This window comes from Mycobacterium sp. OAE908, from assembly GCF_017872775.1.
GTDB lineage: Bacteria > Actinomycetota > Actinomycetes > Mycobacteriales > Mycobacteriaceae > Mycobacterium.
In genome coordinates, this window is sequence record NZ_JAGGJL010000001.1 from 2,841,249 (window position 1) to 2,854,016 (window position 12,768).

Annotated in this window: 13 protein-coding genes; 5 read left to right on the forward strand and 8 right to left on the reverse strand. The window is 66.2% G+C overall.

Translation table 11 applies throughout. The features are described 5' to 3' along the window. Nucleotides 1-69: 69 nt before the first annotated feature. Entirely contained in the window at nucleotides 70-2,079 is a 2,010-nt protein-coding gene (locus J3E61_RS14030; protein WP_210083958.1) for an MFS transporter, read from the forward strand. Here the strand turns inward: J3E61_RS14030 and J3E61_RS14035 are convergent. Together J3E61_RS14035 and J3E61_RS14040 are read right to left on the reverse strand one after the other, a co-directional pair. Then, nucleotides 2,039-3,031 carry a B12-binding domain-containing protein gene (locus J3E61_RS14035; protein WP_210083959.1) on the reverse strand — a complete coding sequence of 331 codons (993 nt, stop codon included), beginning with the start codon at nucleotides 3,029-3,031 and terminating at the stop codon, nucleotides 2,039-2,041. The genes J3E61_RS14030 and J3E61_RS14035 overlap by 41 nt on opposite strands. Further along, complete coding sequence (locus tag J3E61_RS14040; RefSeq protein ID WP_210085551.1) at nucleotides 3,019-4,254, reverse strand: SpoIIE family protein phosphatase; 1,236 nt, start codon at nucleotides 4,252-4,254, stop codon at nucleotides 3,019-3,021. Before J3E61_RS14040 ends, J3E61_RS14035 begins: the two co-directional genes overlap by 13 nt. 261 nt (nucleotides 4,255-4,515) lie before the next feature. Between J3E61_RS14040 and J3E61_RS14045 the strand changes: the two genes are divergently transcribed. The 3 genes from J3E61_RS14045 to J3E61_RS14055 are packed head-to-tail and all read left to right on the forward strand — an operon-like array spanning nucleotide 4,516 to nucleotide 7,389. Beyond that, on the forward strand, nucleotides 4,516-5,289 hold the full coding sequence (locus J3E61_RS14045; RefSeq protein ID WP_210083960.1) for a hypothetical protein: 774 nt from the start codon (nucleotides 4,516-4,518) through the stop codon (nucleotides 5,287-5,289). Continuing rightward, the gene (locus J3E61_RS14050; protein ID WP_210083961.1) at nucleotides 5,286-6,812 is read left to right on the forward strand and encodes an MFS transporter; all 1,527 of its coding nucleotides are present in this window, start codon (nucleotides 5,286-5,288) and stop codon (nucleotides 6,810-6,812) included. Before J3E61_RS14045 ends, J3E61_RS14050 begins: the two co-directional genes overlap by 4 nt. Then, entirely contained in the window at nucleotides 6,772-7,389 is a 618-nt protein-coding gene (locus J3E61_RS14055) for a heme-binding protein (protein WP_192725303.1), read from the forward strand. The genes J3E61_RS14050 and J3E61_RS14055 overlap by 41 nt, the downstream gene beginning before the upstream one ends. Before the next feature lie 5 nt (nucleotides 7,390-7,394). Here J3E61_RS14055 and J3E61_RS14060 read toward each other — a convergent pair whose 3' ends face one another. Both J3E61_RS14060 and J3E61_RS14065 read right to left on the reverse strand, forming a co-directional pair. Beyond that, the gene (locus J3E61_RS14060) at nucleotides 7,395-8,810 is read right to left on the reverse strand and encodes a sigma-70 family RNA polymerase sigma factor (RefSeq protein ID WP_210083962.1); all 1,416 of its coding nucleotides are present in this window, start codon (nucleotides 8,808-8,810) and stop codon (nucleotides 7,395-7,397) included. Between the two features lie 117 nt (nucleotides 8,811-8,927). Continuing rightward, nucleotides 8,928-9,260, reverse strand: coding sequence for a hypothetical protein (locus J3E61_RS14065; protein ID WP_210083963.1), 333 nt, complete (start codon nucleotides 9,258-9,260; stop codon nucleotides 8,928-8,930). 186 nt (nucleotides 9,261-9,446) lie between these two features. Here J3E61_RS14065 and J3E61_RS14070 point away from each other — a divergent pair, with 186 nt between their 5' ends. Continuing rightward, complete coding sequence (locus J3E61_RS14070; RefSeq protein WP_210083964.1) at nucleotides 9,447-9,650, forward strand: DUF3072 domain-containing protein; 204 nt, start codon at nucleotides 9,447-9,449, stop codon at nucleotides 9,648-9,650. Nucleotides 9,651-9,669: 19 nt separating this feature from the next. On the opposite strand, the gene J3E61_RS14075 is transcribed toward J3E61_RS14070, so the two are convergent. The 4 genes from J3E61_RS14075 to J3E61_RS14090 form a co-directional block, all read right to left on the reverse strand. After that, nucleotides 9,670-10,452, reverse strand: a complete 783-nt coding sequence (locus tag J3E61_RS14075; RefSeq protein ID WP_210083965.1) for an alpha/beta hydrolase — start codon at nucleotides 10,450-10,452, stop codon at nucleotides 9,670-9,672. Between the two features lie 88 nt (nucleotides 10,453-10,540). Beyond that, on the reverse strand, nucleotides 10,541-11,494 hold the full coding sequence (locus J3E61_RS14080; protein WP_210083966.1) for a nitronate monooxygenase: 954 nt from the start codon (nucleotides 11,492-11,494) through the stop codon (nucleotides 10,541-10,543). Between the two features lie 97 nt (nucleotides 11,495-11,591). Continuing rightward, entirely contained in the window at nucleotides 11,592-11,843 is a 252-nt protein-coding gene (locus tag J3E61_RS14085; protein ID WP_210083967.1) for a hypothetical protein, read from the reverse strand. A gap of 45 nt (nucleotides 11,844-11,888) precedes the next feature. Next, the gene (locus J3E61_RS14090; RefSeq protein ID WP_210083968.1) at nucleotides 11,889-12,701 is read right to left on the reverse strand and encodes an alpha/beta hydrolase; all 813 of its coding nucleotides are present in this window, start codon (nucleotides 12,699-12,701) and stop codon (nucleotides 11,889-11,891) included. Nucleotides 12,702-12,768: the final 67 nt, after the last annotated feature.

Here is a 12,768-nt window from a genome sequence, read left to right on the forward strand (position 1 = left end):
TCCGGAGCACGTGCCCAGACCAGTAGCGAACCCCGCGTCCTTGTCGTCAGCCGTCCTCGGGCAGCGCTGATGCGGCAGGGACCGCTAGCGGGGCGATATCCCGCCGTGGCCGCCATGGTCACGCTCGCCTTGATTCCTTACCTGGCGCTGTCGGCGGCGATCGACCCGCTTGTCCAGATCATCTGCAGGGACCTGCACATGACGGCGCAGACCATGAGCCTGAGCTCGGGGTTGGGGAACGCGACGTATGCAGTGGGCACGGTGCTCGCGGTCCAGTTCGCCCAGCACCTGCCGCAGCGACGGATGCTGCTCGGCTACGCGGTGGTGCTCGTAATCGGATCGGTGTTGACCGCGTCTGCGCAGAGCGCCGGCATGTTCATCGGCGGTCACGTGCTGCAGGGACTGGCGACGAGCATGCTGCTGATCGCCGCTGCGCCGCCCCTGACCATCGGCTTTCCGAGGGACAAGCTGCGCAACACCGCGGTGATCATGAACATGTGCGTGTTCGGGGCCGTCGCGATCGGTCCGTTCATCGGGGGTGCGCAGGCCGAAGCGCATGCGTGGCGGCCGCTGTTCTGGATCGTCGCCGCGATCGCGTTGTTGGCGTTGGTCATGGCGGCGTTGACGTTCGAGGACGCGCCGCCCGCCGATCGCGATGCGCCGACGGACTTGACGGCCATCGCGTTGGCGACGGTCGGATGTACGGCGGCGTTCGTCGGCGCCGCACAGCTCACCACACACGGTCTACACGACATCGCCGCGACGGCGCCCATGCTCGGTGGTCTGGCGCTGATCGTGGTGTTGATCGTCTACCAGTTCAAGGCACAGCGGCCGCTGCTGACGATCCGCACGATGGTGACGAGTGCCATCCCTGTCGCCGGTGTCGGGGTGGCGTTGTTCGCGGCCGCGGCGTCGATTGCCGCGACTGCGCTGACGGCCAACGTGTTGTTGCAGAGCTTCAGCCCGGTCGAGGTCGGTCTGCTGTATCTGCCCGAACTCGGCGGTGCCGTCGTGATGGCCGTGGTGTTCGGCTTCGTCATCACCCGCCGCGCGATGCACTATCTGCCGCTGGTGGGCATGGTGCTGCTGGCGGCGGGCATCGTGGTGTTCTGGTTCGCGCTTCCCGCGAATGTGCCGCTCGCACTGCTGGGTTCGGGCTTGACCGGTCTGGCGTTGGGGGCGACGGTGGCGCCTGCGCTGTTCGTTGCGGGCTTCTCGCTGCAGTCGGCGAGCCTGCAGAGGGTGTTCGCGATCATCGAATTGCTCAGGGCGGTGGCCGCATTCATGGTGGCACCGATCCTGGCCCACATCGCCGACGCGCTGCCGGGAGACTTGAATGCGGGCACGCGCGTCACGCTATGGATCGGTTTCGGGTTGGCGATCGGTGGAGCGGTGTTCGGCGTGATGATCTATCTGCTCAGTGGTGCACGGCCTCAGACACCGGACCTCGACGAGTTCCTCGACGGCGATTCGCCTGCCTGGTATTCGCCGCCGCTGCTGGCGCGAATCAGGGGTCTGCCGTCGGCAGCCGTACCGGTTGGTCGCGTTGCACCGCCGCCCGCGCTGCAGCCGACGTCTACCGGTCCGGTGGTATTCGCCTACGACGGAACCGATCTCGCGCAGCGGGCCATCGAGCACGCGGCGGATCAATTCGCACCGGGCCGATGCGCGGTCGTCGTCTGTGTCTGGCAGACCGCCGACGTCGGCTTCACCCCGACCGACTCGACGCGTTTCGACGCCGACAAGGCCACGCAGGTGCGGCAGGCCGCCGAGAGGACGGCCGCCCACGGGGCGTCGTTGGCAGAGCGCGCCGGCTTCGAGGCACAGAGCATGGCGGTGGAAGCGGCGCCGACATGGAAGGGCATCGTGGCTGCCGCCGACGACCTCGACGCGAGCGTGATCGTGCTCGGGCCGCACCGGCGCAGCGGGGTGCTGGGGCACCTGCAGGGTAGCGTGGCGTCTGCGGTGATCGCACACACCGACAAGCCGGTGTTCGTCGTGCCCGAAGGCAGCAACGGCCGCTTGGTGACGCCCGAAACTAGTTCAGCGCGAAATGGTTTCGAACCAGCTCGACGCTGAGCGGAAAGTCGATCAGCGCGGTGAGAAGCACGCGGCTCAGGTCCTCGACGGCAACAGGTGATTCGACGCCGCGGTTGGCCAGCAGGGCGCCCAGCCATGCCGCCGTCTCCGAGATGGTGCGCGGATCGTTGGTGAGCAGGGCCGCCGACACGGCGTGCAGCGTGTGTGGCACCGCATCGCGCGCGACGGCACGCAGCGCTGGTTCCGCTCCCACAATCCATTGGCGGGCAACCTGATCGGTCAGGCGCAGATGGTCTAGTTCCAGTGCCGCCTGTTCGCCGGCCACATCCGCGGGCAGGGGAGCCACCGCAGATACCACGACGGGCAGAGTGGCGGCGGCTTCGACGGCGCTGCGAGCGTCGGGCGCCCATGCTGTGGCACCCAGGGCTTGCGCGCGCAGGGCGTCGACTCCGAATGCCGCTCCGCCGACGACGGTTGGGACACCGGCCGAGGCGCTGGCTTCGATGAACCGTCGCGTCGTCGGCAATGCGCCGAGCACCGAACAGCTCACGGCTACCGCATCGGGACCGATGTCGTGGATGTACTGGCTGAGGCGCAGCGGCGAGGTCGCGGGTCCGAGCGCCGTCGTCTGCCAGCCGTCGGCGCGCAGCGCACAGTCGATGATCGCGGCTGGCAGCCAATGCCATTCGCGCTCGGCGCAGGTGACGATGATCTGCCCGCGGGTGACAGGCGTCTCGGCGATCCGGGCCGCGACGATTTCCGTTGCGGCCGTTGCCATTGCGGTGGCGGCATGCTCCTGCGCCACTGTCCATTCGCCCCGCTGCCATCGCTCGCCGATAGCGCGTTGGGCCGCGGCGACGACTCCGATCAGGATGTCGAGCGGTTCGCACTGGCTGTCGAGCAGTTCCTCGGTCAGCGCGACGACGGCCTGCCGATCACCGTCAGCGACCGCCTGCTCATAGCGTTGCAGCACACCGGCTAGCTCGAGCATGTGACCGCGAGAAGCGCCATGTCGTCGTGAGCGCGGCCGTCGAGGTATTCCATCACGTCGCGTTCCACCGCCTCGCATACCGCCTCGGGTGCGGCACCCGCGTACGCGGGCAACAGTGAATGCAGTCTGTCCATGCCGTACTGGCCGGTGGCGCCGCGTGCTTCGTCGATCCCGTCGGTGAACATCAGCATGGTGTCGCCGCGGTCAAGGCGCAGAGTCGCGGTGCCGTAACGCATTTCGGCCACCAAGCCGACAGCCATCCCGTAGACGTCGACCTGCTCCACGCGGCCGTTCGCGCGCAGCACCAGCGGCGCGGGATGCCCGGCGGTGGCGAGGTCGACGTCGACGTGGGTGCCGTCGGGGTGCGGACGCAGCCGGGCGCACAGCACCGTCACGAACTGTGGCGAACTCGACCGATACAGCACGGTGTTCAAAGCGCTCAGCACGGCGGCTGGATTGTGGTCGAAATATGCTGCAGTGCAGATACTTTGGCGGGCTTGGCCGGTTACTGCCGCTGCCTCGATACCCTTACCGCAGACGTCACCGAGCGCGACGAGCCAGTCGTCGTCACGGCCGGTGACGTCATAGAAGTCGCCACCGATGTCGAAATGTTCGGCGGCCGGACGGTATCGGGCCGCCAGCCGGACACCTGCGATGTCGGGCAGTGCCGGCGGTCGCAGATGGCGCTGCAGGGTCGACGCGACACCGGCTCGTTCTTCGTAGAGGCGTGCGGAATCCAGCGCGAACGACGCCCGAGCGGCGATGCGTTGGGCGAAGGCGATGTCGTCTGCGTTGAAGCCGAAGTTCGCCCGGCGCAGCAGCACCAGCACACCGAACGTGGCGCCACGCGCGGTCAGCCCGAAACCCAGGGCCTCAGCGGGCGCCAGCGCCATGGCTGATCGAAGGAACGGATCGACGGGGACCAGTCCCGAGAGTTCACTTCCCTCGATCTGTTCGGTCTGGCCGGTGGCAAGGATGCGACTCAGTGGCAGCCCATCCAGGCGGGCGCGGGTGACGACGACCCCACCGGGCTCGGCGTCGCCCACCATGACGAGTTCACCGGAGGTGCTGTCGGGCACGACCACCATCGCCCAGTCGGCGAACCCGGGTTGGATCAAGTCGATCAGCTTCAGTGCGGTGCGGCGGACGTTGAGCGAGCCGCTCAAGTCGACGGTGACCGCTTCGGCCAGTTGTTCACGGGTGCGAACGGCGCTGACCTGCAGAGGAGCGTGGCTGCCAGTGGGCGTTAACGACACAAAAACCGACCTTCTCCCGTGCGGGAATCGGATGAGGAGCGAAAATCGTCAGCTCCGCGGAGATCCGTAAGAGAAGGCTGGCAACTCAACCTCGCCACCTAGCGTACCGAGCAGGTCCTCATTTTCACGAAAGTGAAAATTTCTGACCCATCCTGCATCGATTCTGCATCGAATCACTCTCAGCTGGGTACACCCCGGTCACCACCACACACCAGGAGGAATCCGCAGATGAACACGCCTAAAGCCCACGCCTTGCCCGCCCGCGTCAGTGTGCGCACCTATCTACTGGCCGGCTTATCGGTCGCGGGAGCAGCCGTCATTGCAGCCGGGCCGGCAGCACCGCACGCGCCCCAGCACGTGCAAGCCGCCGTCGCCCCGGCCGCCGCTACGGCACCGGCAGTGGTGTCGGCAGTCCCCGTGTCTGCGCCGGTGACGGATTACAAGGTCGCCGCCCCGCAGCCGGTCGCCGCAGCGCCCGCGGATACGGGCATTCAACTGAGTCTGCTGACGGGCTCGCCCAACCTCGGTGCGAACAACACCGGCGTCTTCAACACCGGGTTGTCGAATCAGGGCGTCGCCAACACGGGGGCATCCAATGTGGGCAACTTCAACATCGGCGTCCGCAACACCGGCGACTTCAACATCGGCTTGGCCAACGAGGGCGACTTCAACATCGGCATCCGCAACCGCGGCGACTTCAACGTCGGCGCGCTGAACGACGGAGTGCGCAACTTCGGCATCGCCAACTCCGGCAAGCTCAACGTCGGCATCGGAAACACTGGCACCGGGAACATCGGCTTCTTCAACACCGGTGACTACACCATCGGAGCATTCAACATCGGGCTGCACTACGCCAAGTCGCCGACCACGACGACGACTGGCAACAAGGTGGCTCCCCAATCGACCGCCAAGGAGACGGCGGACACCGACAGCTCCACGACTGACAGCAAGCCGACCACACCCAAGCGCACACCGAAACACGCTGCCGCCGACAAGAAATGAGACGCGAGTCCGCGGCCACGCTGCTGGCCGGTTGCGCCGGCGTGGCCCTTGTGGTCGGCTCGATGGTGGCGTTCAACACCGCACTCGGTGACATCGCCCGCGCCACCTCGGCCACCCAGACACAGCTGACGTGGATCGTGGACGGCTACACGGTAGCGCTGGCGTGCCTGCTGTTGCCTGCCGGTGCGATCGGCGACCGCTACGGCCGGCGCGCCGCGCTGCTTGGCGGCCTCACCGTTTTCGCTCTCGCATCCGTGGCTCCGGCGTATGTCGACAGTCCGGCGGCGATCGTGGCGTGGCGCGTAGTGGCCGGCGCGGGCGCGGCGTTCGTGATGCCTGCGACGCTGGCGCTGATGGGGCAGGCATTGCCGCGCCAGCGCGCCAAGGTCGTCGGCCTGTGGGCCGGCGTCGCGGGGTGTGCAGGAGTGGTCGGCATGGTGGGTTCGGCTGTGCTGCTGCAGTTTTCGGACTGGCGTGTCATCTGCTGGGCGCTCGGGGTGGCGGCGGCCGTGGTCGCGGTGATGGCGCGCTCGGTGCCGCGGTCGCGTGACCCCGACGCGCCGCCGGTCGACTGGCCGGGTTCTGCGCTGATCGCCGCTGCGATCGCGGTGGTGGTGATGGCGCTTCTCGACGCCCCGCACCGCGGCTGGGATCATCCGCTGACAATCGCAGGGTTGGCGGCCGGCCTCGGATTGGGCTGGCTGTTCGTCATCGTCGAGCGAAGGCGCGCTATGCCGTTGCTGGACATTGCATTATTCGCTGATGCACGGTTCTCCGCCGCGGTGGCCACGGTGATGGCGCTGTTCGCGTCGACGTTCGCGTTCTTCTACCTGGCGATGCAGTACGCCCAATTGTCGTTGGGATATTCGGCGCTGACGGCGGCGCTGGCGTTTGCCCCGTTCGCGCTGCCGGTAGTGGCACTATCGGCGCTGTCATTCCGCTTTGCGCCACGCCTGGGCCTGCGGTCGGTACTGGCCGCAGGCCTCGGTCTGATTGCGGCTGGCTTCGCGAGTATGACGCTGCTCCAAACAAATTCACCGTACCTGCGGCTGGCGTTGACGGTGTTGGTCATCGGGTCGGGCATCGGGTTGTGCACGGCGTCGGCCACCGCGGCGATCATGGGCGCGGTGCGGGACGAGCGGCAGGGGCTGGGATCCGCGGTCAACGACGCGGCCCGCGAGATCGGTGCCGCGATCGGTATCGCCGTCGCCGGTTCGGTGCTTGCGGAGCGCTACACGCACGTCGTCACATCGCGGCTGCCGTTGCTTCCGGAGCCGCTGCGGGCGACGGTTACCGAATCACCAGGCGGGGCGCTGCAGATTGCGGACGCCTTGGGAGCCAACGGTGTACGGATTCAGGAGGCGGCGCTCGAGGCGTTTCTGACCGCAACGCACAGCGCCGCCGTCGTGCTTGCGATAGCCGCCGGTGGCGCTGCGGTGTGGGTCGCGTGGCGCACGCCTGCCAGATCGGAAAGGATCAATGATGATAGACAGATTGACGAAACCGCTTGTTCAGGCGGCTGAGTCGGCGGTGTCAGTAGTGGGCATCCGTACCGTCGAGGAGCCGGCGCACAGCTCAGAGCAGTTGACCAAGCAGGTGCAGATCCGCCGGTACGGTCCGCGGATCGCCGCAGAAACGGTCGTGGGCGGTGACGAGGTATCGGCGCGCAGCGAAGGCTTCCGCCGGCTGGCCGGTTACATCTTCGGACGCAACCGGGACCGTATTCACATCGACATGACGGCTCCGGTCGGTCAACAGATCGCGATGACGGCACCGGTGAGCAGTACGTCGTCGTCATCGGGCTGGGTCATCCGGTTCTATATGCCTGCGGACTTCACGATGGAGTCGCTGCCGGTGCCCGACGACGATCGGGTCCGGCTGGTTCCTGTGCCCGCGGAATCGGTTGCGGCGCTGCGGTTCAACGGCGTTGCGAGCGCGGCCGCGGTCGCTGAGCGCACCGCCGAATTGCGGGAGGAACTGCAGGCCTACGGCTTCGAGGCGGCGGGGCAGCCGGCGACGTGGTTATACGACCCGCCGTGGACCCTGCCGTTTCGCCGTCGGAACGAGATCGTGGTGCCGATCCTGGAGTCCGCTGAATAAGCCGGTCACCCGATTTGTCCGGAGCCACCGGTACCGCCGCCGGTCGGCGACTTGGCAGGCGGCTGAACCTTCGGCACCGAAGGCTTCACCTTCGTCGCAGTGTTCGTCGGCGCAGTGTTGGATGGCTGGGTCACCACGCGTGAGGGTTTCGGCGGCGTGGTGTGAGTGACGCTGGGTTTGGTGACTTTGGTTGAGGTTTCGGGCGGACTCTCGGGCGGCTGCGGGCGAGTGGTGGGCGGGTCGCTTTGAATGCGCGGAGCCCCGGCGGGCGTCGACGTCGGATCGATCGTCCTCGACGTGACGGCCGGCGGTAGCGGCGTGGGGGTGCTCGGCGCGGTTCGACTGGCAATGCCCGTCGTCGGCGATCCCGTGGTGAGCGTCGAACTGTCCGACACATCACTGGTGGGCATATCGACAGGGGCGACGTCGCGCGGCGGTGCGGCGAGCAGAATCGCGCCGCCCCCGGCGAGCAGCAGCAGGACCGCACCAAGACTGGCCCGCCCGCGGCGACCGTCGGCTCGTGGTTTGTCAGCCGGCGGCTCGGCGACGTCTTTGAAATCGAAATCACTTGGCGGCCACCATGACTGGCCGATAGTGGGAGTGGTCGGAGGAAGTGCCTGAATGGCTTGGTCGAGCGTGCGCTCACGCAGCCATGCGGGTGCTGGGGCAACGACCGGTGTCGTGGCCAGCAGCGCGGCCGGGTTGACCATCTGGCCGCGCTGGCCCTCGCACGTGACGCAGTCGTCGATGTGGCGGGCGACGCGTTTGCGGGTCAGCACCGTGAACTCGCCATCCCAGTCGGCGAGCATGTCGGCCAATTCGGGGCACGCTGCGGGGTTGCCCTTCGCGCGTCGGCACATGAGCAGCGCGCCAAGGGAACGTCCTACGGTGTCGCGGAGCCTCTCGACAAGGTTGTAGGCGTTTCTGCCGGTGACGCCCAGGGCGTCGGCGAGCTCTGGCCCGGTCAATCCTTGTCGGTAAGAGAGTTCCAGTACGACGCGGTCGCGGTCGCTGAGTCCGCAGCTGACGTCGCGGATGAGCTCGACGAGGTCCGCGCGGGCGACGATGGTGTCGGGGCTTTCATCGAGGCTGTGCATTTCGGGTATGTCCTCGGTCGGTTGTTCGCGTTTGCGGTCCCGGATTTTTGCGAGGCACTCCGAGCGGGCGATCGCATACAACCAAGGTCGAAGCCGGTCGGCCTCCCGAAGTTGAGCGAGTTTCGTTGCGGCGGTGACGAACACGTCTTGGACGCAGTCCGCCGCTGCTTCACGATCACGCAGCATGCCCACACAGAAGTCATGTAGTCGGTCGGCGTAGCGGTCGTATATCGCGCCCAGGGCGGTGCGGTCGCCTGTTGCCGCTGCGCGAGCGAGGTCGGCGTCGTCGTACTCCGACGGCGGGACGGACGTGGAAGCCGTCATGATGTCTCCCCCTGCGATCCGGAAGCCGGACCCGTGCAGGTCATCTTTGCTGGTTGTACAAGATCATGCAACGACTTGAGGCCGACCGGACGATGTCCGGCCGGCTCAGTCGGCGTATCAGCGGGCAGACAGGACTGGCGGCGGGGTGACCGGGGTGGCCATCTTGTAGTAGCCGTAGTCCGTGGTGGTGTACACACCGAGCAGCTTGGAGCTGGGGTCGTAGAGCTTGCAGATCTGGTCACGGTCGAAGCCGTGCTTCTGCGTGCTGTACACACCGAGGGTGGCGCCGTCGGCGTAGAGGTTGGGGTGCTCCACGCAGGTCGGCTGGATGCTGGTGACCGCGGAGGCCGGAGCGCTGAGGGCCAGCGCGCCGATCGCGACGGCGCCGGCGCCGACGGCGACGGTGGCTGCGGCGGTGATGCGGTTGCGGACGGTGGTGATGGTGTTCATTGGTTTCTCCTGTTGGTTGGTCGCGGCTCGTGTGCCGCGTTCACAGGTAGGAGCAGCCACGCCCAGCCGTCTCCTCATTTTTTTCCAGAAGTTTTTTCGAAATTTTTCGGCAGGCCGGAAAGCGCTGGTCAAAGCGGGCCATGGGTGCTGGGTTTCGAACAGGCGTGCGATGGATACTCCTCGCGCATGAGTAACGATGCGCAGTTGCAGAACCCCGAAAAAGACACCTCGGACTGGGTGACTGGCGATGAGCCGATGACCGGCCCACAGCGCAGCTATCTTCAGACGCTCGCGCAGGAGGCCAAGCAAGAGGTGCCCGACGGCCTGACCAAAGCGGAGGCCTCCGAAGCGATCGATCGCCTGCAGAAGGAAACGGGCCGCGGGCAGTAGCCGTCGCGCCGAGAGTCAGCTAGAGGGCTTGGTTCTGGAGCCAACCGTCGATTCTCTCCGCGACCGCTCGCCACCCGGGTTCGAGCATCATGACGTGGCCCATGTCGGGAAAGATCTCGACGTCTGCTTGGTACGTCTGCGCCACGGCGAGCGCGTCACCGTCGATCCGCGACCCGTCTTCTTTTGCTCCGAGTACAAGCATCGGCGCTGTCACCAGGTCGGGATCGGGAAGTGGGTTCATCAGCTCGCGGGTGGCGCCTGAGCTCTCCAGTTCCAGGCGCGCGGCACAGGATGTGACAACGGAGTCGGGGGTGTGTGGGGAGAAACAGAATTCGCGCGCCAAGGCCGGCGTGTTGAATAGGTCGACCGCGCTGCCAAAAGTATTGGCGCGCAGAAACTTCCACGGGTGACGGCGAATCGAGCGGAATGCCCATCGTCGTAGTCCCTGCGGTGTGCCGGGTGCCATGAGGACTCCTGCGGCGGCGCCATGCGTTGTGAGGTATTTCAGTACGACCCAACAGCCCAGGGAATGGCCGATGAGCACTGGCGGGGCGTCCAATGTGGCAGCAACGGCGCGTACATCGTCCACGTAGTCGGCGACAGAGCAAGAATTGAGTGGCTTGGACAAAGTGCTAGCACCGTGGCCGCGAAGACTCAGTGCCGCGGCCCGGTAACCCCTGGCGGCGAAGAAGTCCAGAAAATGCTCATCCCAGCACCAAGCCGCGATGCACGCACCATGAACGAAAAGCAGTGGTACCGGGTGTGAATCGGTGGCGGATCCCTTGTCAATCACTTCGAGCATCGCCAGCCCCCCGGGTCAAGTTCGCCGCCGACAATCGTAGGTCACGGGCGGAACGCGCCACCGCCTTACGCGAGTCCATCGCGTGGCGTCACGGAGTGAGCAGGCGCACGAGTTCCGCGGCTGGGCGGACATCGGTGATGCGGCCGACGTTCGTCCCGGCATACAGCGGACGGTTCTCGACAAGAGCGGCGGGACCGTCATCGGTTGGCGGCTGCGCCATTAGAAAAGGAAGCCCGGGCAATTGCGCTCTGACAACACGGTTTTGGGCTGATTCCGGCACTAGGTTGGCCAGCCGCGTGGTGACTCGATTCGCGGTTCGAATCCAACGCGGACCTCGTGTGTCGGTCCCCAACCAGCGGCGGGTCGCAGCGTTGGGGATCACTCGGTGCGGCGCGTCGGGCCAGCCCAGTCCGAAGAGTTCGGTCAGCACCGTTTCGTTGGCTTCGATGCACCGCTTCTTGTACTCAGGATGCGCGTGACACTCTTCGCTCAACAGGAAACGAGTACCGACTACCGCGGCAACGGCACCGGCGTCGAGCGCTTCTCCGACACCGTCGGCATCTACGATTCCGCCCGCCATCAGAACAGGTATCGTCACCGCGGCCCGTATCTGTTCGAGTAGCGCAAGCGCCGGAACGGTCCCGCGGACATGGCCACCGGCTTCGACGCCTTGTGCGATCACGGCGTCCGCGCCCGCGGCGGCGGCCGCCTTGGCCTCTTCGACGGACCCGCACTGATGGATCCACGTCGTGGCGTCCAGCCTGCGAGGAACGCCCCAGAAAGTCACGATGACGTCGGCGCCAGCGGCGACCTCAATATCACCGGGCCGCACGAAGGGCAGCAGTAGGTTCACTGCGATCGGCCGTCCGGTGAGCCTGCGCGCGGCCGCAATTTCCTTTGCAATGTCCGCGCGGGCGCCAGCGATCGTTCCGAGACCGCCCGCCTCCGAAACTGCTGCCGCGAGCTCGTGGCCCGCGACGGTACCCATGCCGGCCTGAACGACCGGCACATTCAAACGACGCAGATCAAAAGCTGCGGCCATTGACAACAGCCTAGGCCTCTGAGGTGTGCTTTTGGGGAGAGCGGGATGCCCGCCGAACCGATGTCGTCGCTCTCCGGCTAGGCATCCGCCGGTGGTCTCATGCCTCAGCCGCCGAAAGTCGGCCGTCGGGCTCAACGCGCAGCGTGCCCGTCTCGTGATCCCCCGGTGTCTGCGGCAGCACGTGCCGTCCATCAGGCGACCGGCGCCGCCACAGCAGGTAGAGCAGAGCCCCGGCCGCGGAAACAGCGGCAATGACTGTGGGCCAGATCAGCGCCTGCGCAAGCCACACGCGCCGCTGAACTTTGACGATCCGCCGTTGTGCACGCCGAAGTCGGTCGAGCTTGTCCATGCGCCTCATATGCCCGGCGGCCATCATGCCGAAACTTCGCGGCCGCTAGAGTCCTTGGCCGCCAAGCCAACTGTCGATTCTTTCGGCGACTGACTGCCATCCGGGCTCGAGCATCATGTCGTGCCCCATGTCGGGGAAGACTTCTGCCCGTGTGCCGTAGGCGCGCGCGGTGGCGTGCAGTTCACGTTCGGTAACGCTGCCATCGCGTTGTGCACCGAGCACAAGGATGGGCGTCGTTACCCGTTGTGGCTTCGGCAGATTCAGAAACATCATGTCGAGAAGTGCTCGTGCGCTTATCTCCGCTTGGAGGCGCTCCATATATTGGGTGACGAGAGCGCCGGGCGTTCCCGGCGAAAAGAACACATCGCGAACCCGCGCATCGGTGACTTCCACGGCAGGCGGCGTTCTACCGGTCATTACGGCTTTTGCACTGGGCCACGGCTGCTGTGCCATCATGCGCAACTGGCTTCCAACAGATCGGGCGAGCCCTGCAGCTGCACCCTGAGGTGGGGTGGACGCGAGCAATACGGCGGCAGGCGCACGGTGTGACTCCAAATACTTCTGCACCACGAAGCCACCCTGCGAATGACCGACCACCACGGGTGTCGCTGGAAGGCTGTCGGCCACACAAACCAGATCGTTGAGAAAGTCGGCAATTGAACAGTTGCGCAGCGGTTTCGAGTTAGAGCTTCCGCCGTGGCCACGCAGGCTCAGGGCGACCGAACGATAGCCCTTGTCGGCGAAAAAGCCGAGGAAGTGCTCGTCCCAGCACCAGGCTGCATGACATGCACCGTGGACAAACAGCAGCGGCGTCGGATGAGCGTCAGTGCAAGACCCTCTGTCGACGATTTCGAGCATCGGCCCCCCGATCAAGATTGCCCCCGAAATGTTAAGCGGTGCGCTGAAGGCGATAGTCCCGTTTAAA

Excerpts from the sequence above, each read along its gene's own strand:
- J3E61_RS14055 (WP_192725303.1), top strand. The coding sequence starts at position 6,772 with ATGATAGACAGATTGACGAAACCGCTTGTTCAGGCGGCTGAGTCGGCG.
- J3E61_RS14035 (WP_210083959.1), bottom strand. The coding sequence starts at position 3,031 with ATGCTCGAGCTAGCCGGTGTGCTGCAACGCTATGAGCAGGCGGTCGCT.
- J3E61_RS14030 (WP_210083958.1), top strand. The coding sequence starts at position 70 with ATGCGGCAGGGACCGCTAGCGGGGCGATATCCCGCCGTGGCCGCCATG.
- J3E61_RS14090 (WP_210083968.1), bottom strand. The coding sequence starts at position 12,701 with ATGCTCGAAATCGTCGACAGAGGGTCTTGCACTGACGCTCATCCGACG.
- J3E61_RS14080 (WP_210083966.1), bottom strand. The coding sequence starts at position 11,494 with ATGGCCGCAGCTTTTGATCTGCGTCGTTTGAATGTGCCGGTCGTTCAG.
- J3E61_RS14065 (WP_210083963.1), bottom strand. The coding sequence starts at position 9,260 with ATGAACACCATCACCACCGTCCGCAACCGCATCACCGCCGCAGCCACC.
- J3E61_RS14045 (WP_210083960.1), top strand. The coding sequence starts at position 4,516 with ATGAACACGCCTAAAGCCCACGCCTTGCCCGCCCGCGTCAGTGTGCGC.
- J3E61_RS14060 (WP_210083962.1), bottom strand. The coding sequence starts at position 8,810 with ATGACGGCTTCCACGTCCGTCCCGCCGTCGGAGTACGACGACGCCGAC.
- J3E61_RS14085 (WP_210083967.1), bottom strand. The coding sequence starts at position 11,843 with ATGGACAAGCTCGACCGACTTCGGCGTGCACAACGGCGGATCGTCAAA.
- J3E61_RS14070 (WP_210083964.1), top strand. The coding sequence starts at position 9,447 with ATGAGTAACGATGCGCAGTTGCAGAACCCCGAAAAAGACACCTCGGAC.
- J3E61_RS14075 (WP_210083965.1), bottom strand. The coding sequence starts at position 10,452 with ATGCTCGAAGTGATTGACAAGGGATCCGCCACCGATTCACACCCGGTA.
- J3E61_RS14050 (WP_210083961.1), top strand. The coding sequence starts at position 5,286 with ATGAGACGCGAGTCCGCGGCCACGCTGCTGGCCGGTTGCGCCGGCGTG.